Origin of the sequence: Xanthocytophaga flava, assembly GCF_030068545.1 — a bacterium.
GTDB lineage: Bacteria > Bacteroidota > Bacteroidia > Cytophagales > 172606-1 > Xanthocytophaga > Xanthocytophaga flava.
In genome coordinates this window covers 47,816-70,849 of the sequence record NZ_JASJOR010000011.1, presented here as the reverse complement: position 1 = coordinate 70,849, position 23,034 = coordinate 47,816, and the positions used below count along the sequence as shown (strand labels likewise).

The window sequence follows — 23,034 nt, the reverse complement described above, 5'->3', positions numbered from 1 at the left end:
TAGTTCAATCTTCGGACTGAGGAGTACTTTTAAATAGAGATATCCAGTAACGCTCTCACCCCACAAGTAGTATCTTCCAGTCCTTCTGAACTACTTCTCATTGCAGAAATAGCAAGAATCCATTCTTCCGGATTTTGCCAGGGCCAAAAAGCAGCAGCTCCACCTTTGATAACATATTCACTGGTAGAACTGTCAGTATAAGGAGAATCATCATACATATTTGCATGTGATGGATACCATTTGTCACAACACCATTCACCAATGCTGACACCCACTAAACCAAACAAATTGGCATATCGGTTATTTATTTCACCATCGCTAAATTCATTGCAACATAAGCTATTACCTATAACTGCTCTATCTTGAGGCAATTCATCGCCTAAATAAAACAATGTATTACCGCCTCCCCGTAAAGCATATTCCAGTTGCACCTCACCAGGGATTTTAAAGCCAAACTTTCCAAAAAGTTGATGTATCTCTTCTAATGTTAAATACATAGGACATACACTATCCTCTTCTTCATTTCCAAACACAGGTCGAAAAAGATCCGGATCTGTAGTGATATGTTCATTTACAAAGTTGGCAATAATAGGAAATCGTGTAATAAAGAAAGGCTTCACCCAGATGTCTTTTGCAGGTTTCATTAAACTTAAATCAAAGTCTATCCCGGACATTTTAAGAAGTGTCTCTTCTCTTTCAGAAAGGCCAAATGTGAATTTACCTCCAGGTATAAAATGGAAGAGAAGCCCCGAGTTATCCTCTATGAATGAAGGAATATATACTTTTTCATTTATACCATAATTACAAACTTCATTCAAAGTCAATCTCTCTTTTACCATAAAAGCAATTTCGTGAACAATCTGTTTTGCTTCCTTACCCTTTAAAACTTTCCATTTGTTGATATCCTGAATTACTTCTTTGTATTTAAAAGTAGAAAAATCAAATGTTGTGCTCATTGGTATTAGTATCGTAGTATTTTGAATAGATACAACTTCACTTTCGGAACTCTGGTATTATCAAAACATGATTATTATTTCGATTTTCTCAAAAAATAACCGGAATTCCAGTTGCAGTTGAAAGTGAACTGAATTCCGGTCAAGCATTAAGTTGACCATTATTCGAATATTCTTGTGAAGCGACCTGAACTATGGTCAAACAAAAAAATGATCCGAACAAAGGTCATAAACTATTAACATCTGAGTCATCTGTATATTCCCATATCCATTTAATTGACTAGAATTCCGATCAATGGCTCTGATGTGCAGAATTCACAGTATCATACTTCCACGACTTTCTGCTCCTTATTTTTAAGGAACACCCTTACCATTTGCAGTATCACAGAAAGTACAATCAATCCTAATCCAAGATAAAATACAGGTGTTAATTCCTTATTCTCCTGATAAATTATAATAGCCAGTATAATCGTGTACACAGGCTCCAGGTTTAAGCTCAGATTGATTGTAAATGCGGATATTTTGCGCAATGCCTGGGTTTGAAGCAGATACAGCAACACTGTACAAAACAATGATAACACCAGCAAATAACCAAAATCTGCCCGGGAAGGAATAATAGAACCTACAGGAAAGAAATACAGATACAAGGGCATGAATATAGAAAGTCCCAGTGCACCTCCTAACATTGAGTAGGTAATGATAACTTCGCTTGCATATAACTTTGCCAAACATTCGTTGGTGATTGTGTATAATGATCCTACTATAGAGGATATCACCCCTAAGCCTATTCCTATCCTGTATTGAGAGTCAAAGCTAAATATCAGAGCAATGCCTGCCAGTGTTAACATACTCAGCAATAATTCTGCGACTATGATCCGGTGTTTGTTCAGGATAGGTGAAAATAGTGCAGTAAAAAAACTGGTCAGGGAGAAACACACAACTCCGACTGAGATATTGGCATATTTGATACTTCCATAGAAAAACAGCCAGTGTAACCCTATAAGGAATCCCGGCACAGAAATTCGCAGAAAATCTTTCAAAGACACAGAAGTTAAACGTCGTGTTATGCTTAAAATGCCCAGCATCAGTATTCCAGCCAGCAATATTCTGTACCAGGCCAGCAAGCCTTCATTGAGTGTAATAAGTTTTCCAAAAAGTCCGGTAAAACCAGCAAGTACGATAGAAATATGAAGTTTTATAAAAGCCTTTTTCATACAATGATTGTTTGAACAGATTTGAAATAAGCTCTCCTTGTTCTGATATGTATACACGACAAATCCAGAAAATAAAGAGTTAGAAATACCCATAGAGGGCTCAGCTAAACAACCTTGCAGAAAATAAAACAGGCAATAGCAGTTATGCCTCTTACAATCTAAGAAGATAACGCTACAGTTATTCCAGTTGCTTAGCTTAGCAAGCTACTGGAGGAGGAAGAACATTAGAGAAAAATCCGTAGGTATACATTGTAATCGGGAATGATGATACAAGTATAAGTCAATCTCAACATATTTTCAAGTTTACAACATCAATTCAGATAGAGTTTATTTGATCTGGAATAATCGAAGAAGAGTAAATTCTATACTCTTTAAAAGTGTAAAATCTATTTTCTTGATAGCTTTTCAATTTATAGATTCTAATCTCTCTTCATTTTTATGCATGTTTGTATCTAAAGTTAGTTTAAAGTCCAGAACATCACTCTTCTTATCACCGTGTCACTTTTGCAGCTTTTAGGAGATAATCTCTTTTTTGTGCCCTTACACCCTTTTTTGTCCTCCTGAAAGGAACTCGTGGCAAGACCGGCGGCCTTTGGATTTGGAATGTATTTGTTTTTCTCACAAACCAGGCATGGCTCTATTTGTCACGAGATCCTTCCAGGAGGACAGGGAAAGTGCTTTTTTTCTTTATTTACAAACCATATTTCTAGAAAAGATATGGGACAAGATAAGGCATAAGCATTGGACAATAAACCAACTCAGGAAATAAGCAAAAAATGAAGAAAGAGAAGAGAATATAAACAAACGACAGAAGAAGGATCTATAAAAACAAACCAAGAACCTACACTCTTTTCAAAAAGTATAGACTCTTGGTTTGTTCTATTTCAGATGAGACAAATATGTCATTACAATCTCACCCCAAATGAAGCAACAATGCTTCGGCCATCTGAACTCCATATTCCTGGTCCTGGATAGAAAGTAGGTCGTTTGGTAAAGTATTGTGTATTGGTAAGATTGTTAATGCCCAAACGGAATACATAATTACCACCAAAATGCATACTCATATTCAAATCCCAGATGCCATAAGCAGGTACCAGACCTTTGGCTCCATTCGCAGACGGAGTTGGGGTATTGAGTGCATCTGAGAATGTTTGGCTCACATAACTGTATTGTAAGGTTGCACTAAAGTGTTTGTACCAGAAGTTTGCCCCGTTCCGAGTAGTCCATCTGGGAGCAGATTCTACATAGTTCCCTGTGATATCCTGATTCTCTGTTCCTGTTGATACAGCTCCTTTTATGTACCGAGCATCGAAGTAAGAAGTGGATGTAAAGATAGAAAACTGTAAAGTAGTTCTCTTGATCAGCTTGCCTTCTATATAAGTTTCTACTCCTCTGGTGCGACTATCTCCTACATTGGTTTTATAAATATAAGACGTTCCATCAGAATCTGTTAGAATCAGGTTTCCCAGTCGATTTCTGTACAAAAGCTGAAAGGCTGTTACATCATAATAGAGCCAGCTGGCAAAGTTACCGCGGACTCCCACTTCAGCATTGTAACCAAAGGCATCTTTCAGATCCTTGTTGGCACGTTCCAGCACAGAACCTGGAATGATATCTTTCAGAATAACCGGACGATATGACTGAGCCCAGCCTCCATAGATAGTATGGTTGGGGTTGATCTGATACTGAGCATTGAGACCTGCCAGAGGAAAATGATGTTTGATTTTGTTTGGCACATCCTGAGCATCATAATAGCTGATTTTTCCGGAAAGATCTGTTACCCCGTTTTCATAGCGAATGCCTGGCGTAACGGAAAACTTCGGTGTAATCCGAAACAGGTTTTCTACAAAAACAGCCATATTTTGGGTTTTGAAATGCAGATCCCTCCCCCAGTTTAGATCGGTTAATGTAAGATCAAAATCAGAGGCAGTAGTACCTTTACCCAATTGACGACGATGCAAGTCATTGTTGATATACCGTATTCCTGCAGACAGGCTACTTGGTAATCCACCCAAGGTATAAGTCTTCAGCAAACGAATTTCGGAAGTATAGCTATTGAAGTTATCAATATCTACCTGACGGGCTTTGTAGCTGTTGGTAGCTGGATTGATGGTATCCCCAACGGTTGCGAAGGCATCAATCTGCACGCTATTACGGGAACCCAATACAGCCGAAGTGATAAAACTCAACTGAGTTGTTTCATTCAAATGCCAGTCCAGTGTCAGTGAAGGAATATAGATATCCGGATTAAAGTAGTTTCGTGAACGGGTAGATTGTCGCGGGTCTTCCTTAAACATAGCATCTGTCAGCGGACCGGGGATATGATACAGGTATGTACCTCTGCCTAATTCAGCCTTCAGATTTACCTTTCTGGAAAAACGATAGGACAAACTAATGAACTGAGCTTCGGCATTGGATTCACTATTCTTACGATAACCATCAGACACACGTTTATGATAATAGGCATAATAAGTTAGCTTACCAATTCTTCCGCCAATGGCATTGTATGAACTAAAAAGACCATATGAACCTGCCGAGTTGATGCTTTCAAAACTAACTTTGCGGGTAGAATCTGCCTGTTTGGTTATATAGTTGATCATACCACCAAATTGCGAACCGTATTGAAGGGAGGCTGTGCCGCGTATTAACTCTACTTTCTGAATAGACTCCATTGGCGGACTATAGTGACTGGCAGGATATCCATAAATATCCGAGTTAGTCATAATAAAGTTCTGACGAATGTTATACTCCCAGCTCCGGTGTGGGTCCAATCCACGGGTGGCTATATTCATCTGATTACCCGATCCATCCATATCATAGACAAATATTCCCGGAATCTTGGCAAACAACTGACGACCTGTCTTTTCAGCAATATTGGCGTTCAAAGTTGAAATATTGATGACTTCATTTTTAACGCCACCAATCAGATAGGTATTATGAACAGGTTTCAGATGCTCAACCTGATCCTGTTTTCCATAGACATCCACCTGTTGTAACTGATAGGTGCGTAAAGAATCTTTTTGTCGGACTTTTACACTATCCGGCTGTTCTGTCTGTGCATGAACAGAGAAGGTCATAACAAGTCCAACTAGAATAAAAAGGACTCTTGTAAGTAGGGAGTTTGCAGATAAGGAACAGGAAACGAATGGTTTTATATAAGTAGTACTATATTTCTTCATGAGAATAAGGTGACAAATGGCAAATTGAAAAGATAACGGATTCAGACAGGCATACCCATAGCCTAGCCTATCTGTTACTTAGACAACGGTAGAATACAATCGTGTAAGCAAACAAAGAATACGCTCTAGAAAAGTTATCCTATTGGTAGTTCTATCAGCTATGAAAGAGAGAACTCTGGAGGGGGAGTCAGTATAGTAGGTATACCGGAAGTAAACACACAATCCCAGAAAAAACAGGCATTCCGAGTATCTCTGGCTTCTAACATGAGTCTAAAACAAACAGGTAGATAAGGTAGATAAACCTGTTTAAAAAAAGATTTTATAGGAGAAGATGATTGCTTAGAGTCCTTCTTAGCTAGATCCAGTACATGTGTATTTATATGTGTCTGTAAATCATTCAGTACTTTTTCTTGTTTGGCATTATTGACACAATACACAAATAGTGTATCATTCACAATTCGCTGAATAACCTTTTCATAGATTTTCCCTCGATGGGTAAGTTCACCATCCACCTTTTCAAATCCACGGTTTGTCTGATGATACCATCCTACGGGCACTTTGAATACAAGCCAGTCCTTTTGAGGTAAAGTGTTTCCTTGTATAGACGGATCTTGTACAGATTGATGCAAGGCTGTTCTGGCTTCTGTTTTTTTCCACTCAAATAACAGAAAATACCCTATTGAATGATAGAGTAAAAGGAATAGCAGACATATGGAAACAAGTCGTTTCAACTTTAAGTGGAAGGTAGCTCACAAAGATGCAAGAACTATTTTGCACGAAAAGATACTACTTTTTTAACAAAGTATGTCAAAAGTTGAACAAACACCTCTTTGATAGTATATAGCTGGTTCCTAAGTTATCTGGTAGGGAGCTGCATTCAATTACCTAATTCATTACCAAGTATAAGTTCTTATTGTTCATCTATAAAAAGCGCATTTTGTTTAGGTAAACTCCAATCTAAACTACTATATTCAGGACGGGACAACTTCTATAAAAAAAGCTTCTCTGATCCAGAGAAGCTTTTTTGCTATACGTATGAATAAAGAAGCAAAGATGAAACGGTAAAATGTAAAGTATCTGAATCAGGGTATAAGCATCCGCTTAGAATCCCTTGTTTGTTTATGCTGAATAATGTATTTATATGTCTTGTTTTAACCCACTAATTTGTAGCCAACTTCCATACATACTAAATGGATAGCGGTTAGAAAGAAGATACATCCTTACTTTCAGCAGAAAAGAGAAAGATGTATCTTCCTAACACAAACTAAACCAGGTAAAGATCTCACTCTGTATCATCCTTTTGGAAAACGGCTATTCCGTCTTTCCTATTGATATACTGTAAAAACAGTGCCAATCATAAACCTTTGATAAAGAAATCATTACCAGCCAGTATAACTACTTAATTTACAAAATGAGTAGTTGCCGTCTGGTACTAGAGCAGTAGCCCCTTATATCAGCAAAATCTGTACTTTTACTTGTCTTAAGCCATTTTCAAAAACAGATTACTACTTATGCATTTCTGGAAAAATACTCTCTGTTGCATATATTTAACCATAAACCACAAAATTCCTTCACTGACAGGCATGCTTTTTAGCTGATAGCCCCAATTCCACAAATTGTATTTTTCTGTCATATCGTATCCACACTACGCGACTTTTATACAAACCGACTTAGCTAACCAACTAAGTTATCTATTCAGAGAAAGGTGAACGCGTAAGCAATTGACAAATTTGTGAAGCAAAGGCATCTCCGCTGTCCAAAGGGTCGAGAGGATTAAAAAATAGATTTTCCTAAAAAGATCAAGATTGTCAAAGATCTAGCACAAGATAAGGGTTGGCCTTAATTCATGTGGACGGAAGCAGTACTGGAAATGCATTTTTCGCAAGCAAAAAATGAAGAAGCCACAAGAAGAACAATGAAAGAGAAACTGAGAAAACAAAGAGGGAGTTCTTAAAAAGTACCCATCACCTTCACTCTTTGTAAAAGCATAAGTGATGGGTATAAAAATCACTTTCTATAGTTGGTATGATTCATGTGTCTTTTAAAAACCTCAAAATTCGAAAAAGATATAAGACACAATAGGATCGGTATCTCAACCTTATTGCATGTAGCTATCGTTTACTTACAAGTATATTGCAGTGAAAAATTGATAACTTCATCTGCACTTCCAGATTCGGAGATAGTCTGCTTAACTGTGAGCGGAAACCCTTTATCATTGTAAGTATACACATAGGTCGAGGTAGAACTCACCGTATTACCGTCATATGATTTACTACTGATGGGATTGTTTGCACTCACTACATCGGCAATGTCACCAAAGACTACACCAAAGACCAATAATGCCACATACGTTCTGTGGGGGTTGGGTTTGTCATCATAGGTATACTCAGTAAGTAACTCTTCGGTTTGGCTGCCAATTTTGTAAAAAATCTTAGTCAGATTACCATTACCATCATATTCATAGCGGTATTGAGTATCATTTCGTGTAATTTTAGTGATGTTATTACCACTATAGGTAAAAGTAGCCGTAGATGAAACACCACCTAAAAAGGGAGCTGTGAGTGTTTGAATTTTACCGGAAGCGTCGGTAGTTGCCATAGCGGTTATGTCTGGTGTACCAGAAGTTTTGCCATTATAAAAAATCCGGATCTTCTCTACTTTCCCATCGACATAATCCGTAAACAAGGTGCTTTCCAAAGCATTACTCTTTGTTTTATCATAAGAAGCTGTCTTGATTATTTTACCATCGGCATTATATTCCAGCAGTACATAGTCCTCCGCATCTTCTTCACGGGTCACCAGGCAGTCATTATTTACAGCCGGTGTAGTGGGTTCATCATCTTTTTTACAAGAAAATGTTATAGTTAACAAAAAAAGAAAGGCAAAGGTACGACAATAGCTAAAGGGAGAAAGGTTCATAGCAGTTTTCGTTGGATTGATCATTGGATAAAAGACTATAACTGAATAGGATAAGTGAGTGTAATTACTTGTAAAACCAGCTTACCTGTTCTGCATACAAGACAGTATCAGGCCTAGGTTTCACAAAAGTAGGCGCTCCTCAAGGGTACTTCAAGACATGAATATGTGTATTTGCAGATGTGCTGTAGAAAGTAGCATGACACATTGTGTGATGTCTCAGGTTTGACTATTGTTTCCAAACAGAATTCTACATCTTCTCATCTGCTTTTCCACAACTTTTCCTTACATACATAAAGTGGGGAATCCAATGAGGGACACTGATTATACGTACAAACACTCATTTTAGAAAATAAGTAACAACCACATGTATAGTATGTGAGGTAAATGATATGTAAGCCATTCTGTTTTCTTCCCCTCAAAACCTTCCATTTGCAAAAACACATTTTCTGAAAAATAGCTCTGGAAAAAACTATAGTTGTAATGGAGTCAAAGCAAAGCACAGACTTTCTACTGAACTAAGTAGTTATACGCCAAGGCATTAGCTGCTTTACGTTTCAAATGAGTATAATCCCATTTTGCCTGTAAAAAATCTAAATACGGGCATATTTTTTACCGATGGTATGGCAAACGTAAAGACCTACCAATGAAAGTACTTGAAACAAAGGTAATGCGAGGCCCTAACTACTGGTCTGCCTACCGTCAGAAGCTTATTGTCATGAAGCTTGACCTGGAAGAACTGGAATATTATCCAACCCACACCATTGATGGATTCTCAGAACGAATAGAAACACAGATTCCGTCTTTAATTGAACACCGCTGTTCTGAAAATCATCGTGGCGGTTTTTTTAAACGTGTCTATGATGGAACCTGGATGGGACATGTAATAGAACACATAGCCTTGGAACTACAAAGTCTGGCAGGTATGCCATGTGGCTTTGGAAGAACCCGTGGCACAGGAAAGATAGGTGTATATTATGTCGTTTTTTCCTACGAAATAGAAGAAGCTGGCTTATATGCAGCTACAGCTGCTGTGCGTATCGCAGAAGCACTGGCAAAAAACACGGCTTTTACCCTTGAGGATGATATCCGGGAGCTTGTTCGTATCAAACACGATCATCAACTCGGACCAAGTACCTTATCTATTGTGCAGGAAGCTGAAAGAAGGAAGATTCCTTATCAGGTACTGGATGAGGGTAGTGAAATCATTTTTGGTCAGGGAAGCCGTCAGAAAAGAATTCAGGCTACCATTGCTCAGACCACAAGCAATATGGGCGTAGAACTGGCTGCCGATAAAGAGCAGACAAAACAGGTGCTTGCCAAAGCAGGTATCCCTGTTGCGTATGGAATAACTATACGAAAAGAGGCCCAGCTACAGGCTGCCATTGAAGAAATGGGATTTCCGCTTGTGATCAAGCCTCTCGACGGAAATCACGGACGTGGAGTAACTACAGGAATTCGTTTGCTGGAGCAGGCCTGGGAAGCTTTTTCATTGGCTAAACGCATATCAGATACAGTCATTGTCGAAAGATTTATACAGGGTGAAGATTATCGGTTTCTGGTTATCAACTATAAGCTGGTAGCTGTTGCCCGACGTACTCCCCCATTCATTATCGGAAATGGAATACACAGCATTCTGCAACTGATAGATGAACTCAATACAGACCCACGCCGGGGAGAAGGACATGAAAAGGTTCTTACCAGTGTCAAGATTGACCAGGCCACTGTATCTATATTGAACGAAAAAGGATATACACTGGAAACAATCCTTCCTTCAGGAGAGACACTTTTTCTGAAACGGACTGCAAATCTGAGTACCGGAGGCACGGCGACAGATGTCACAGATCAGGTGCATCCACACAATGTATTTATGGCTGAGCGGATAGCCCGTCTGATGGGTCTTGATATTTGTGGAATTGACATTGTTACGCAAAGCATTGAACAACCCATTACAACCGCTACCGGCGCTGTAATTGAAGTAAATGCAGCACCGGGCTTCCGGATGCATTTATCTCCTACCGAAGGAATGCCCCGAAATGTTGCTGCACCGGTTGTAGATATGCTCTTTCCAAAAAATATACAGGCCCGCATTCCTATCATTGCTGTCACAGGTACCAATGGAAAAACAACTACTACCCGGTTAATTGCCCATATGATGGGTCAGACCGGACAAACGGTAGGATATACAACAACTGAAGGGATTTATATTCAGGGCCATCTGATTCAAAAGGGAGATTGTACGGGCCCTAAGAGTGCCCATATGATATTAACAGACCCCTCAGTAGATGTAGCGGTACTGGAGTGTGCCCGCGGAGGCATACTACGTTCTGGCCTTGGGTTCGATCAGTGTACTATCAGTATTGTTACCAATGTGTCAGAGGATCATCTGGGCCTGAATGGTATAGAGACACTGGAAGAAATGGCAAGGGTAAAAAGTGTGGTAGCCCGTAGCACGGCTAAAGATGGCTATTCCATACTGAATGCAGATGATGATCTGGTATATGAGATGGCTAGCGATGTAGACTGTGACGTAGCTTTTTTTAGCATCAACCCTACTAATCAACGAATCATTCGCCATTGTGCAGAGGGAGGATTGGCGGCTATTATTGAAGAGGGGTATCTGACTATTTGCCAGGGGCAATGGAAAACACGTATAGCAAACGTTGCCTCTATCCCTCTTACACTGGATGGAAAGGCGTCCTGTATGATCAAAAATATCCTGCCTGCTACCCTCGCAGGATTCATACAGGGACTTTCGCCTGTAATGCTTCAGCAGGCACTGCATTCTTTTGTACCCTCTCCCGACAATACACCTGGCCGGATGAATTTGTTCACCTTTCCGGACAGCACAGTTATGATTGACTATGCACACAATAAAGGTGGAATGCAGGAGTTGCAACACTTCATGGGAAAAGTAGAAGCATCTGTAAAGATCGGAATCATTGCAGGTGTGGGTGACCGACGGGCTGATGATATCCAAACTATGGGCAAACTCGCAGCACAAATCTTTGATCAGATCATCATCCGGCTTGACAAAGATCTGCGTGGACGTGATCCTGAGGAAATAGTCAATCTGTTGGAAGAAGGAATTCGTGAGCATAATGCACAAACCTGGGTCAAAGTAATTCCAGATGAAAAAGATGCAGTAAACTATGCCCTTGATATGGCGCCTTCAAAGGCGTTTATCACTGTGCTTGCTGAAGAAATTGAAGAATTGACCACTTATTTAAAACAACTAAGGCAACAAAAAGAACAATCGCTGGATATACCAGATGTTCTGGTTGCAGAGGGCTCCTCTGCAACGCAGGCCAGTCAGCAAACACAGAGTAAAACCTATCATCCATTTGTTTTATCTAAAGCATCCTAATCATGCAGGAAGTTCCTAAAGGAAAATTATTAATTATAGGAGGAGCCGAGGATGTGGGAGATCCGGAAAAGCTATCAGAAGCTCAGGAGGAAAGCCGAAACTTTCGAAATTTTGAGGTCTTGCAGGAACTGCTTCCTCCTGATGCCAAAGCTGATCACCGCATTGAGGTAATTACTACCGCTTCTGAAGAACCCCACGAGATGGGTAAAAAGTATCAGAAGGCTTTTGAACGAGCCAACATCTCCAATGTAGGTATTATCCATATTGGTAATCGGGAAGAGGCAAAAGTTCCAGCCACAGTCAAACGTATTGAGAAGGCTAGTGCGGTCTTCTTTAGTGGAGGTGATCAGTTTCGCCTCTCTACCATATTAGGCTGCTCACAGGTAGCAGATGTCATTAACCGGAAGTATATCCAGGAACCTGGATTTATTGTAGGAGGTACCAGTGCGGGTGCTATGGCGATGTCTGCTATTATGATTTATGGAGGGGATAGCAGCAAGGGTTTGCTGAAAGGAACTGTAAAAATCAGTTCTGGTTTGGGACTCATAGATCATTGCATCATAGATACCCATTTTATCAACCGCGGACGCTTTGGACGACTGGCAGAAGCCGTTATCATGAATCCTTCCTGTATAGGATTGGGCCTTGGAGAAGATACGGCTCTGGTGATTCATAATGGGAATGATGCCGAATGCCGTGGTTCCGGGATGGTTGTAGTGATTGACTGTAAAGGGTTAGGACATTCGAATATAGCGTATGTGGAGGAGGGCACACCTATAAGTGCCGAAAATCTGACAGTACATCTTCTGACTAAAGGAAATGGGTTTACCCTCAAAGAACGAAAATTCGTCCCGGCCAAGAAGGATATTGAGCTTGAAGAAAACATTCGATCTCATTAGGTGAATGTGTCTGTTCGATGGGCACTGTCACACCTATGGAGTGAACAGTGCCTTATTTTCCATCTTTTTACTTTTTTATCTATGTCTATAGTAGCCTTAGCCATTCACGGAGGAGCAGAGCCCCTATCTCCCCGTATCAAACAAAATCAACAAGCCTATGAAGCAGGTCTTCATCAGGCGCTAGAGGCAGGATATCGGATTTTGCGTCAGGGTGGTTCGGCAGTGGATGCAGTAGAGGCAGCCATACAACAAATGGAATTACATCCTTTGTTTAATGCAGGTCGAGGAGCGGCTTTGGATCAGAAGGGGGAAGTAGCCATGGATGCTTCTATTATGAATGGGAAAGATCTGCAGGCTGGAGCAGTTGCGCTGGTACGCCAGATCCAACATCCTATTTCATTAGCTCGTGCTGTTATGGAACAAACTCCACATGTTCTTATGGGTGCCGAAGGTGCAATGGAATTGGGAAGAAGCCTGCAAATGCCGTTTATGCCAGATTCGTACTTCATTTCCGAAAGTCAGTACAATGCACTGGCAGAGATGCAGATGCAAACACAAAATAAGCCTGATGTTATATTAAATGACACGGTTGGAGCTGTAGCGCTGGATCAGGAAGGCAATCTGGCTGCGGGGACGTCTACCGGAGGCCTTACGAATCAGATGAAGGGCCGTATTGGTGATAGTTGTATGATTGGAGCAGGTTGCTATGCCAACAATATCACTTGCGCAGTTTCAGGAACTGGTGACGGAGAGTGTTTGATGCGCAAGGTAGCTGGCTATTCTGTTTCCGCGTTGATGGAATTTGCAGGGAAAGAACTACAGGAAGCGTGTGATTTTGTAGTATTTAAGAAAGATAAACATGTCCTGGGTGACATAGGTCTTATCTCGATGGATGCTTGTGGCAAAGTGGTATTCTCCTTTAATACAGAATGTATGTTTCGGGGATGGATAAGTAGTGATCTGGACTTTACACAGGTTGCTATTACCAAATAACTATTTTTTGCAATCCGGAAGCATTTCTCCTTCCCTATCTGTTTACCGCCAATTCTTATTTCTTTAACGCTGGTGCGTGCCTGATCTATCAATCTTCAATGTGATAACGGGCAGGTATAGGTGGTCTATTGCCATCTGTGTAGGTATATATTGATCCATTTAAAAGAAAAATTTAACTATATTTTATATGAAAAGAACAGGTTGGATAGTACTGGTATTGATACTGGTACTGGCAGGGGGCTATCTGGTTTTCCGCTGGCAACAGCGGTCTCAGAAAGATCCTGAGGCAACATTTATTAAGCCTAGGATCGAAATGGTTGGTATGCAAATCCTTCATATAGACAAAGACTATACGAAAGGAAATATGAAAATACTGATTGACAATCCAGCCCCGGTGGGCTTTGAAGCTGATAGCCTGGCTTATCAGTTGTACATTGCAGGCGTAAAAGTAGTGCAGAGCTCCTATCCCAAACATGTCGATATCAATAGCAATGACAGTAGCCTGATAATTCTGCCGGTGACTATTAAAAATGAGGAACTGATCCAGACATTGAAACAACTGGAACAGAAGGGACTGGATAGCACAGAATACACGGCAAAAGCAAACATTTATACAGACTTACCCTTTCTAAAAAAGAAACCTGTTGAACTGGAAGTCTCAAAAAAGCTTCCTCTTTTACGGCTTCCGGAGCTAAAACTTGTTGACGCAGATCTGGATAAGCTTGGATTCAAACAGACTAAATATTCTGTTCGTACGGAAATTACCAATAAAAACGTATTTCACTTCGTACTACATAATGCCCGCTTTCAGGTGAATCTGAATGGGGAAAAATTTACCGAAGGAACCATGCCAGAAGTAGTTAATATTCCAGCTAAGGGTAAGGCAACAATAGAAGTACCGATGAGTATAAAACCCAACCAGCTGATGGAAACTGGAATAGACTTGTTGAAGAAAGATAAAAAGAACACCTATCTATTTGTCTTTGAAGCCAATCTGGTAGACAAAGAGGACAATAAAATGTTTGATAATAGTAAATTAAAGATGGAGAGTTCGGGTGATCTGCGTGAACTAATAAAAAATACCCGTGAGGTTATAAAAGAGAATAAGAAAAAATAGCATAGGAAGATTCAGAATGAATGTTCCAAATATTACCAGTGGTATTCTTTTTTATAGAATATTTACTAGCTGACCTTCATAAAAAAGCCTTTCTGAATCAGGAAGGCTTTTTTGCGGTAGAATGTATTATCAACTTAAAATAATAGCTTAAGAAAGCCAACGTAATTGTATAGTATGCGTTTCAGGAATAAATCAGTAATAAGTGGGGTAGTTATCGTATTCCTGCGAAAAATAATTACAGTTTATTCCTGAAAGTTTTTAGTATCTGGTTTGGATAACCTACCTTCAATTTGTTGTTGATACATACTCCGAACCTGATTTTGTAAGTCTATTAGCTAGTAACAGATTTATTATCTGAGAAGCAGAAGCAACACCTACAAATCGGCTATCTATGCGAAGAATGTTCCGGTTTATTCATAAAATTTTAAAAGGTTGCTCGTAAATCACTTGTATTCATTTATTAATCAGAACAATATAAAGTTGCACAAGAAAATAAAATTCTAAAAGAGGATAAATACCTGTTTTGTAAATTGCGTATTTATCCTCTTCTCTAAAAAGTATTCATTTCAGATTTTTGTTGTAAATCAGGAAACCACACGAAAACAAGAGAAAAATAAAACCCTATTCCATCTAACCCCACTCAGTTTAGATGTACTAATTGATTCTTTCCTGTTTTTATACATTTTTTTACCTTTATTATGTATCAAAAATTAATAGACCGCACCTTATTCCAATCCGTTAAACTACTTGTTCAGGACCCGGAAGTGCATTTTTTGTTCTGTGATTATTTGCGACATGTTGTTATCTATAAGCAATTTTTCTTTTTCCCAGTACCTGCAAGCCGGATAGCAGATCTTGAGAATGCAAAAGAGGAGTTGATGATAAGCCGATACATACTTCGCCTCCATCTGAAACTGTATTCGAAGCTTCGATCACAGGGGGTGTTCATCCGGAAACTGACCCGGCTTCCTGTTTCAGAAATCGAAAAGCTTCTGGACATTTTTGACACGACCCGATAAATTTTTCGATTGCTGACATTGTTTTTAGACAAGTATCACTGTAAAGACACATAGTCTGATATCTACAAGATAGACACCTGTCATTCAAACGGTTATACACAAAATACTCATTTATAATATATAATAATGAGTATTTTGTCTCTTTTTCGGGTAAAAGTCTTTTCCAACCTTTATGGGCTGCCTATTAATTTTTACGGGCTATGGTTTCTGTCAGTATTTCAAAAGATCAACTCAAAATACCGGAAGTAACTCGGAAAATGGATTTAGCAACAGCGTATGTATATAATCTCTATTACAGTTTACATCCTTTGAAGGCAAGCCCTCTGTGGATCTTTAATTGTTTTCAGTTAAACTTCATTCAGAATTGCAATACATCAGGAGAAAAGTAAGATACATTCTTAAGCTGTCAGGCTTAAGCAGATACTTATGCGAGCCAAGATCTTTCTTACCAAAAAAGCCACTCTTAAAAAGAATGGCTTTTACTACATAACGAGTTAATTAGTACACTAAATCATATCATTCCTTCTTTTATGGCGAAGATCTTGAAACTATCTTATTCTGTATGTATAAAGGGTGTCGGCGACGGGGCTTTGAACTTGTGATACTCCCGGACAAAAATATAGATCCACGTCAACAGAAACAGTACCTGTACCCATCCATCTACTATATAGATATCCGAAATGACATCACGTAACGGATAATAGAAGTCCACAAAGGCAAACGCCAAAGCTGTACTTCCTCCAAGTACAAAAGCAGGTCGGGAGTCGGTACGGATAAAAAGATAACTCAGCAGAGTCAAGGCAACAGGTATGCCCAACGCCCCTACCGTTTTGACTAGCCATATATCTGTCTTGTAGCCTGTTACCTTCATAAAGCTATCTATATGTACAAGCGGCCATATGGCTATGATCAGTATATACAGGCCTTGTATCCATAGGAGTGATCTAAAAACTTTCATATCTATCTAGCCGTAATAAAGAGAACTTACATCAGGTTCTACAGACCTTTCATTTGACAACATTAATTATTTACTAGTATCTGCAAGCAAGACAGAAGTCTGCTGTTCTGTTTGCTTTGAGTTATTAATTAACAAACTGAAAGAACGTTTTTCTAGTCTCTCCTCCTCCAGTAATATGTCTAGTTCTTTGCGGCACTGACCTTGTATCTGAATCAGTTCACTGATGACATTACTCTGGGCTGCAATTTGTTTTCTCTTTTCCTGAATCCGCACCCGGATTGGCTTGATAGCAGTTTTTGAGATCATGACAACTCTTAATTAAAACGTGAAAGGGCACCTGGCAATTAGTAAAGTCGTATAGTATCTGTATAGCCATGAACTAACCTTCCGGATTGAAAGATTTTAATTCATGGCTACCTGTCAACTTTTACTTTTAAAGCCTTAAAGCTTTTTACCTACCTCACTAATAAATTCACTAATCTTTCCACCTATTCCCGTTGATCCTTCCATTTGCTCTACCTGAGCATGTCCTTCCGGTTTGGGTGGATTTAATACAGGTTCTTCTCCATACGGTTGTGCCTTTTCAAAGATAAACTGGCCTTTGCCGTCTATAGAGGTTCCTGAAGACCAACGCTGTCCCTGCTGAGAAGCTCCATCCGCAATGTTTGTTGAAACAAACGTATAGCTGAACTCCTGTTTTTCCTGCGTTTGCCGGAAGCTGTTTGGAATCGGATGTACATTCTGTACGCCTCCCAAATCCTCTAATACTGCCAGCCACTGATTCTGGTGCATTGTATCACGGGCAATCAGAAAGGATAACATATCTTTCATACCTGGATCGTCGGTTAATTCCCAAAGGCGGGTAGCCAATAATCGCCCTGTTGACTCAGCCATTACGTTGGCATACATATCTGCAGCCAGATTGCCGCTGCCTACCACCCAGGAACCGTTGAAAGGTACGCCATTGGCATCTGTTGCCATGGCTGCCATACCCGACGAAAGAATATGGCGAACATCCATTCCACCCATAGCTGCACCTACCAGTGGGTTATCGCGTGCAATCTGATCTTTCAGCTCATTGGATGCTGTATCCAGATTCATCGCTACTGCAGTGCAAAGCATTTCAATGTGAGAGATTTCTTCTGTACCAGTCTCCAGAAGCATATCTCTGTATTTAGCTGGACCACGTGCTCCCCACGCCTGAAACAAATATTGCAAACATACACGGATCTCACCTTCGATGCCTCCAATTGCCTGTTGAAGCATTCTGGCAAACAAAGGGTTGGGCTTTTCTACCCGAACGGTAAACTGGAGCTTTTTATCATGATAAAACATAGCTGTAAGGGTTTAGGGAAGTGAACAAAAAGCACTGCAGCAGCCAGTTTTTGAAGTTATACTATCTCTACTCTTTCACTTCTCAAACTGGCTTGCCCGTGCAAATCAACCTGTTACAAAAGTGGCTATCAGAATCTGACCATAAAAGAGAGTAAATACCCAATTTTAAAAATAAGTGTTTGCCACATAAAAGGTATGAGAGTCATTGTTTGAACCGAACCCATCACCCACTTCTTCCCTCCGTTCGGTTCTTATTAGTCCTTACGAAACTATCGCTTCCTCCCACTTGTTGTGACTACAAACCGGACAAGTTTGTTTGCCAGCTGGTTGTGGACTTCCGCACTGAGAGCAGACTTGTACATTGGGTGCTTTTTTTTGCTGATCCCGAAACTCTCGATCCCATATAGGTATCATTGACAGGCCTGGCTTAGCCTGTTTGTTTTCTATAATGGTAAAAGTGCCATCGGCTTCCATATAGAGTCGTTCAATCGTACCCAGATGTGCAATCCCACTCTGACGAATAGACGCCACAATCCGTTCTTTGGGAAGTCCGATTTTACGTAAAGCTTTCAACTGCAATACGCCATCTTCGACCAATGTTGAATACTTGCCATTCACTACATTAGAAAACTTTTCATTGGAAAAAGCCCAGAGAGAGACCAGTCGTTGAATACCTACAATGACAATTGCCACTATCAAGGCAGGTATAAGTCCACGGGAAGGTTGTTGCAACGGAACCCCAATGGCAGCTGCCAGCGATACCAGGGCTGCCAGTTCTGAACGATTGCGAGACAACACCTGCGACTTACCCGATAAACGCAAAGCCACAACCAGAATAATAAAGATAATCAGGAAGCGAATGATTACCTCTATCAGAAAAACAGGAGGCGCATCGCCAAAAAAGATCCGGGTAAAGTCGTCGATTTTAATATCTTCAGCTTTCATACTAGCTTAGTGTTTATACGATGAAAAAATAATTTTCTGAGAATCCTCATTGGCTTCTTCAAAGACAGGACTTCCATCCTTAGATGGTGGAACTTCAGTAATTAAGGCCTTTGTCCAACTATTAGCCTGACAATTGGGACAAGATACCTGTTGATCCGTGTCCTTTTCTCTGATTACCCAGCCGCAACTATGACATGCCAATAACGCATCTGAACTGGATTGACGGTCAACAATTACTTGATCAGTGAAGGGTAAAAGAGAAAGTCCAGGCTTGGGCTTGTCACTGTGATAAATACTCACTATTCCACAAGCTTCCAGATATACCCGTGAAAGCTGGCCCAGATGAGTTATTTTTTTTGAACGCAGATGAGCAAAGATCTGCTCCCGTTCAAAGCCTTCCTGACGTATCTGATTGAGCTGGAGAACACCATTTTTTACAAACAGACGGACATCTCCTTGTACCAACCGTTCCACTTTTGCATAGGCAACAGAAAGTCGGTTCACTCCTCTTAGTGCAACAAACACACAAAGTAAAATCACAACTCCTGGCAAAAGACCTCGTATCGGATCTTGCATTGGAGCGGAAACAATAGCACCTAGCATGATCATAATCGACATCTCGGTAAGGCTTAACTGGGCGTTCATCCTCTTTCCAAGCAATCGGACAATCACCAGCAGAAACAGAAAAATAAATACCGACCGTAAAAAGACCTCTACCAGAAACACTACCGGTGCGTCACCCAGCAGGATGCGCTGTATATCCCAGAGATGAATATCTTCTTTTTTCATATAGTTCTTGTATTGGAGTTTAGTTGCAGAATGATTTGGTTGTAAGTCAACTTCTTTCTATTGATAATTACTGTTTATAGAAGGGTACGGTAGTAGAGGATGCCACAATGGATCGAACAAATGATTAATTTTAGACACTGATCTGGCTCTATCCTCTTAGTTGTAAAAATTGAATCCAGTAGCTGTTCCTGATTTACACTTTCAGTCAGAATGATACATGGCAATGTACTAGCACATAGTAATCGTATCGAATCGAAAAAGCCAACCTCCCAGTCATGGCGGGAAAAAAGTAGTTACTTACTATCCTCATTCAGTTTTTGTTCAGCACAAACCAGTGTTAACCCCAACAAAATGATTTGAATAATGTCATTACAGCAAGAAGCCTGACCTATCTGAGATCGAAGATAAACCCATTGTTCTTGCAGAAACTGAACTGCGGTATCTCTACTCTCACCATCCAGAATCAATAGGTCTGTATCAGGCATGTCCACATTGTGGTGACGCATAGTATAGGAATAGTTCCCAGACAATTCATCCCAGGCATTTTCTGTATCAGATTTGATAATGGTCAGCAACTTGTCAAATAGCTCTCTATCCTCTTTCCAGTCCTCTACCACAATCAGTTCCATCATCCGACCCGGATTATAGTTTTGTAGCTGATGCGGTTTATCAGCAAAGGCACAATGAATGAAGTGTTCATACATTCTGCCGCAAGCAAGCTGAAAGTGATTAATCATACTTTTGTCTCTTTTATACCAGAATCTGTTTTTGTTACTCTCTAGCATATAGTTTTCTGCCGGTTCGCTTTCAGACTTACAAAAAAACCTTCCTGAAACAGAAAGGTTTTTGCTCCTAAGTTCTCGGCTCGCTAAAGCCAGTAATATGAAACAGCCAATATGATCAAAGACCATATATATTTTTTCCCAGAAGTTACTCTACATTGGCTAACTCTCTAGGGTTATGAAGTAAGATGTTACAAAGTTTGTCAACAGAATATTCTTATAAAAGAGGGTTAATACGCAATTTAACAATCGCGTATTTGACGCATACAGGTACATAAATGTTCTCAAAAACAGAAGAGATACATCCATTTTCGGGCCTATTGAGCCATTTGCATAGTATAGCTTCCGTAAAAGAACCTTCCACCTCAGAATAGAATCAGGATTAACACCCATATAATCTACTGAATACCAACAAATTGTACTAAATACTTATTTTAACAATTAGGTATTAACTCTCTTTTGCAGCGCAATCAGATTGGTAATCTTTGTATTCTGTTGACACTTTATTCACAAGCAAAGTAAGTCCGTCTCCAGATTTACATAACTCCTCCAATCAATGAAAAAGACAATTAACCATTCAACTGTACTCCAAATGTCTACAGAACGAAAGCATACGATAACTGTATTACGTGCTCTTTTGGATAGACAACAAGACCTTATCCGTCAGATTCGCCTAGAACAGAATCAGATTCGAGTCAAACTACAACGGTTACTGGAAGAAGAAAAGCATGGGTATATAAAAAGAAGGTCCTGATTATACCATCCTGGACAACCCTATAGTATAACTACCATTAGTACGAGCAACTTAATACTACAAACCAAACAATTTCCCGCCCTGATATGAAAATTATGAGAGACTTTGAAGAATTTACCATTTTCAGTCCCGGAGACATTGCAACTCGCTGGAATCTTTGTTCCAGCGTTGTTTCTTTATTATATGCAACTGCATTTCCGGCAGCCGGACGAGACTATAAGTTTGGACTTAAATTCTATCAGGGTACTCCTATATACTATGCGCTAATTGACTGGAAACTCAAGAAAATTGCACGGGTAGCTCCTATTGGACAAGTAGATGAGCTTTATCAGATGGTAGAAAAAGAAAGAAAATATAGGCGCTATCAATCAGCTGTTGCGAAAGCACTGGAAGAGATAAAAGCGGACAAGATAGAGACCCAGTTTTCTGAAGATGTGTATATCACAGTGAACCGTGTTATTGCCTATTCCCGCATTTGTGAAAGTTCAACTCTCCCTTCTTCGCTTTGTGTTGAATTTATGTACTATCCCTATTACGGATGGCAGTCAGAATCCATTGATCAGCTCATACCCCTCTAAAAAAATCTATCTGACAAGTAAAGACAGAAAGTGTACTTGTTTTTTTTTCACAAGCTACTTCCACTGGCGCCAAATACTTCAATTAGTTTTGCCTGGAAACCAGCCTGTGCCACCAGCTTTTTTACATGCTCCGGATCAAGCTCATTACCCGAAACGGTAAGCGTCTGATCATCACTGTTAATATGCCAGTGCGCGATTTTTGCATCTTCATTGAGCAAAGGGGTAATACCTGCCTGACTTTCTATGGAATAGATATCGGTTTTAAATTTGAATATCTCCATGTTGAATTTAGTTGGGAATGAGAAGATAAATAAAATAGAGGCTACCTGCATGGTAGCCTCTTGTTAGTCTTTGATTCTGCTGCTGGTTTTGTCCAGATCAGTCAGTGAGCTAAATCTCTGCGGTCTGACTTAAGACAATAAAAAACCATCCAACTGAAAATGAATGGATACATCCGGATTCATTCTCTGGTTTAGATGAATTACCTTAAACCAGTTATTTTCGAGTTTATCACTCCTTTCGCAGACTAATACGCTTATATTTTAAAACACTATGCCATACCTTGCCAGGTTAAAAAGCTCTGTTTACTGGCTGCCATTGTAGCTTTCTGCTTTTGCTGAGGAATTAATTCCTTACTATAAATCAACACTTTTCGCCATCTCTATACCATAAAATTCGTACCTCAAAATAAGAAAGTTACAATGGACGGTATTCAAAACAAGGTATCGCAGGAAAATGCTAAACCAAACACGTATTTACCACAGTCACTTGCTACCTATTGATTTCTACAGATTTGTATAAAAAAATCAGTGTATACACTTTCTACACCTATATCTGAAAGAGTGCTGATTTGTGTTAAACACCTTATTTTGAAATTAAGTAGTTGACACATAGATAGTAACACCTGCCAAACAAAGTTAAGAAGATGGCATTATTTTATCCTATGTATGATCAAAACTGAGGGAGAGAGTTTTCAGAAAAACAACTAACAACCTCACATTTTTTTGCTTGTTCTTTATCAGAATATATTCTTTTGACTACGGCTCTCTCATGAACCCTGGAGCGATAGAAGTCAAGAATCAGAAAGACTGTAGACGATAAGAATAGATGATGAAGTGATTTAAGCAATTGTAAAGCAGTTCAGAGGTCAGATAGTGGAGTGAGGCTATTTTATTTATAGTGGTTAAGTAACAGAATAGATTACAAAACCCATTTTTTCAACTCTTATAGCTCTTT

General features: G+C 39.7%; 19 protein-coding genes. 7 read left to right on the top strand and 12 right to left on the bottom strand.

Features of this window, described 5'->3' with window-relative positions:
* Nucleotides 1-29: 29 nt before the first annotated feature.
* The 5 genes from QNI15_RS17115 to QNI15_RS17095 form a co-directional block, all read right to left on the bottom strand.
* The gene (locus QNI15_RS17115) at nucleotides 30-956 is read right to left on the bottom strand and encodes a formylglycine-generating enzyme family protein (RefSeq protein WP_314032728.1); all 927 of its coding nucleotides are present in this window, start codon (nucleotides 954-956) and stop codon (nucleotides 30-32) included.
* 320 nt (nucleotides 957-1,276) lie between these two features.
* Nucleotides 1,277-2,167, bottom strand: a complete 891-nt coding sequence (locus QNI15_RS17110; protein ID WP_314032727.1) for a DMT family transporter — start codon at nucleotides 2,165-2,167, stop codon at nucleotides 1,277-1,279.
* 905 nt (nucleotides 2,168-3,072) lie between these two features.
* Nucleotides 3,073-5,346 carry a TonB-dependent receptor family protein gene (locus QNI15_RS17105; protein ID WP_314032726.1) on the bottom strand — a complete coding sequence of 758 codons (2,274 nt, stop codon included), beginning with the start codon at nucleotides 5,344-5,346 and terminating at the stop codon, nucleotides 3,073-3,075.
* A 158-nt stretch (nucleotides 5,347-5,504) separates the two neighbouring features.
* Complete coding sequence (locus QNI15_RS17100; RefSeq protein WP_313995761.1) at nucleotides 5,505-6,077, bottom strand: hypothetical protein; 573 nt, start codon at nucleotides 6,075-6,077, stop codon at nucleotides 5,505-5,507.
* A gap of 1,387 nt (nucleotides 6,078-7,464) precedes the next feature.
* Nucleotides 7,465-8,265: a hypothetical protein gene (locus QNI15_RS17095; protein ID WP_313995760.1), complete on the bottom strand. Its 801-nt coding sequence runs from the start codon at nucleotides 8,263-8,265 to the stop codon at nucleotides 7,465-7,467.
* Between the two features lie 643 nt (nucleotides 8,266-8,908).
* On the opposite strand from QNI15_RS17095, the gene cphA reads away from it, so the two are divergent.
* The 5 genes from cphA (at nucleotide 8,909) to QNI15_RS17070 (ending at nucleotide 15,657) form a co-directional block, all read left to right on the top strand.
* Nucleotides 8,909-11,629 carry a cyanophycin synthetase gene (gene cphA, locus QNI15_RS17090; protein ID WP_314032724.1) on the top strand — a complete coding sequence of 907 codons (2,721 nt, stop codon included), beginning with the start codon at nucleotides 8,909-8,911 and terminating at the stop codon, nucleotides 11,627-11,629.
* Between the two features lie 2 nt (nucleotides 11,630-11,631).
* Nucleotides 11,632-12,528 carry a cyanophycinase gene (locus QNI15_RS17085; protein WP_313977744.1) on the top strand — a complete coding sequence of 299 codons (897 nt, stop codon included), beginning with the start codon at nucleotides 11,632-11,634 and terminating at the stop codon, nucleotides 12,526-12,528.
* A gap of 81 nt (nucleotides 12,529-12,609) precedes the next feature.
* Nucleotides 12,610-13,521 (top strand): isoaspartyl peptidase/L-asparaginase family protein, encoded by a 912-nt coding sequence (locus QNI15_RS17080; protein WP_314032722.1) that lies wholly within the window; start codon nucleotides 12,610-12,612, stop codon nucleotides 13,519-13,521.
* 187 nt (nucleotides 13,522-13,708) lie between these two features.
* Nucleotides 13,709-14,638: an LEA type 2 family protein gene (locus tag QNI15_RS17075; RefSeq protein WP_314032721.1), complete on the top strand. Its 930-nt coding sequence runs from the start codon at nucleotides 13,709-13,711 to the stop codon at nucleotides 14,636-14,638.
* 698 nt (nucleotides 14,639-15,336) lie between these two features.
* On the top strand, nucleotides 15,337-15,657 hold the full coding sequence (locus tag QNI15_RS17070) for a hypothetical protein (RefSeq protein WP_314032719.1): 321 nt from the start codon (nucleotides 15,337-15,339) through the stop codon (nucleotides 15,655-15,657).
* A gap of 553 nt (nucleotides 15,658-16,210) precedes the next feature.
* Here QNI15_RS17070 and QNI15_RS17065 read toward each other — a convergent pair.
* The 6 genes from QNI15_RS17065 to QNI15_RS17040 form a co-directional block, all read right to left on the bottom strand.
* Nucleotides 16,211-16,615 (bottom strand): hypothetical protein, encoded by a 405-nt coding sequence (locus QNI15_RS17065; RefSeq protein WP_314032718.1) that lies wholly within the window; start codon nucleotides 16,613-16,615, stop codon nucleotides 16,211-16,213.
* A 66-nt stretch (nucleotides 16,616-16,681) separates the two neighbouring features.
* Nucleotides 16,682-16,921, bottom strand: coding sequence for a hypothetical protein (locus QNI15_RS17060; protein WP_313977754.1), 240 nt, complete (start codon nucleotides 16,919-16,921; stop codon nucleotides 16,682-16,684).
* Nucleotides 16,922-17,056: 135 nt separating this feature from the next.
* Nucleotides 17,057-17,950 (bottom strand): manganese catalase family protein, encoded by an 894-nt coding sequence (locus QNI15_RS17055; protein WP_313995744.1) that lies wholly within the window; start codon nucleotides 17,948-17,950, stop codon nucleotides 17,057-17,059.
* Between the two features lie 261 nt (nucleotides 17,951-18,211).
* Nucleotides 18,212-18,895, bottom strand: a complete 684-nt coding sequence (locus QNI15_RS17050; RefSeq protein WP_313995743.1) for a DUF421 domain-containing protein — start codon at nucleotides 18,893-18,895, stop codon at nucleotides 18,212-18,214.
* A gap of 6 nt (nucleotides 18,896-18,901) precedes the next feature.
* A complete protein-coding gene (locus tag QNI15_RS17045; protein WP_313995741.1) occupies nucleotides 18,902-19,684 on the bottom strand; it encodes a DUF421 domain-containing protein in 783 nt (260 codons plus the stop codon).
* 293 nt (nucleotides 19,685-19,977) lie between these two features.
* Complete coding sequence (locus tag QNI15_RS17040) at nucleotides 19,978-20,421, bottom strand: hypothetical protein (RefSeq protein WP_313995740.1); 444 nt, start codon at nucleotides 20,419-20,421, stop codon at nucleotides 19,978-19,980.
* A 601-nt stretch (nucleotides 20,422-21,022) separates the two neighbouring features.
* On the opposite strand from QNI15_RS17040, the gene QNI15_RS17035 reads away from it, so the two are divergent.
* Nucleotides 21,023-21,220 carry a hypothetical protein gene (locus tag QNI15_RS17035; RefSeq protein ID WP_313977764.1) on the top strand — a complete coding sequence of 66 codons (198 nt, stop codon included), beginning with the start codon at nucleotides 21,023-21,025 and terminating at the stop codon, nucleotides 21,218-21,220.
* A gap of 95 nt (nucleotides 21,221-21,315) precedes the next feature.
* On the top strand, nucleotides 21,316-21,798 hold the full coding sequence (locus QNI15_RS17030; RefSeq protein WP_314032717.1) for a hypothetical protein: 483 nt from the start codon (nucleotides 21,316-21,318) through the stop codon (nucleotides 21,796-21,798).
* 47 nt (nucleotides 21,799-21,845) lie between these two features.
* Here the strand turns inward: QNI15_RS17030 and QNI15_RS17025 are convergent, their stop codons facing one another.
* A complete protein-coding gene (locus QNI15_RS17025; protein ID WP_314032716.1) occupies nucleotides 21,846-22,079 on the bottom strand; it encodes a copper chaperone in 234 nt (77 codons plus the stop codon).
* Nucleotides 22,080-23,034: the final 955 nt, after the last annotated feature.

Coding starts and splice junctions, on each gene's coding strand:
- QNI15_RS17115 (WP_314032728.1), bottom strand. CDS start 956: ATGAGCACAACATTTGATTTTTCTACTTTTAAATACAAAGAAGTAATT.
- QNI15_RS17110 (WP_314032727.1), bottom strand. CDS start 2,167: ATGAAAAAGGCTTTTATAAAACTTCATATTTCTATCGTACTTGCTGGT.
- QNI15_RS17105 (WP_314032726.1), bottom strand. CDS start 5,346: ATGAAGAAATATAGTACTACTTATATAAAACCATTCGTTTCCTGTTCC.
- QNI15_RS17095 (WP_313995760.1), bottom strand. CDS start 8,265: ATGAACCTTTCTCCCTTTAGCTATTGTCGTACCTTTGCCTTTCTTTTT.
- cphA (WP_314032724.1), top strand. CDS start 8,909: ATGAAAGTACTTGAAACAAAGGTAATGCGAGGCCCTAACTACTGGTCT.
- QNI15_RS17085 (WP_313977744.1), top strand. CDS start 11,632: ATGCAGGAAGTTCCTAAAGGAAAATTATTAATTATAGGAGGAGCCGAG.
- QNI15_RS17080 (WP_314032722.1), top strand. CDS start 12,610: ATGTCTATAGTAGCCTTAGCCATTCACGGAGGAGCAGAGCCCCTATCT.
- QNI15_RS17075 (WP_314032721.1), top strand. CDS start 13,709: ATGAAAAGAACAGGTTGGATAGTACTGGTATTGATACTGGTACTGGCA.
- QNI15_RS17070 (WP_314032719.1), top strand. CDS start 15,337: ATGTATCAAAAATTAATAGACCGCACCTTATTCCAATCCGTTAAACTA.
- QNI15_RS17065 (WP_314032718.1), bottom strand. CDS start 16,615: ATGAAAGTTTTTAGATCACTCCTATGGATACAAGGCCTGTATATACTG.
- QNI15_RS17060 (WP_313977754.1), bottom strand. CDS start 16,921: ATGATCTCAAAAACTGCTATCAAGCCAATCCGGGTGCGGATTCAGGAA.
- QNI15_RS17055 (WP_313995744.1), bottom strand. CDS start 17,950: ATGTTTTATCATGATAAAAAGCTCCAGTTTACCGTTCGGGTAGAAAAG.
- QNI15_RS17050 (WP_313995743.1), bottom strand. CDS start 18,895: ATGAAAGCTGAAGATATTAAAATCGACGACTTTACCCGGATCTTTTTT.
- QNI15_RS17045 (WP_313995741.1), bottom strand. CDS start 19,684: ATGAAAAAAGAAGATATTCATCTCTGGGATATACAGCGCATCCTGCTG.
- QNI15_RS17040 (WP_313995740.1), bottom strand. CDS start 20,421: ATGATTAATCACTTTCAGCTTGCTTGCGGCAGAATGTATGAACACTTC.
- QNI15_RS17035 (WP_313977764.1), top strand. CDS start 21,023: ATGAAAAAGACAATTAACCATTCAACTGTACTCCAAATGTCTACAGAA.
- QNI15_RS17030 (WP_314032717.1), top strand. CDS start 21,316: ATGAGAGACTTTGAAGAATTTACCATTTTCAGTCCCGGAGACATTGCA.
- QNI15_RS17025 (WP_314032716.1), bottom strand. CDS start 22,079: ATGGAGATATTCAAATTTAAAACCGATATCTATTCCATAGAAAGTCAG.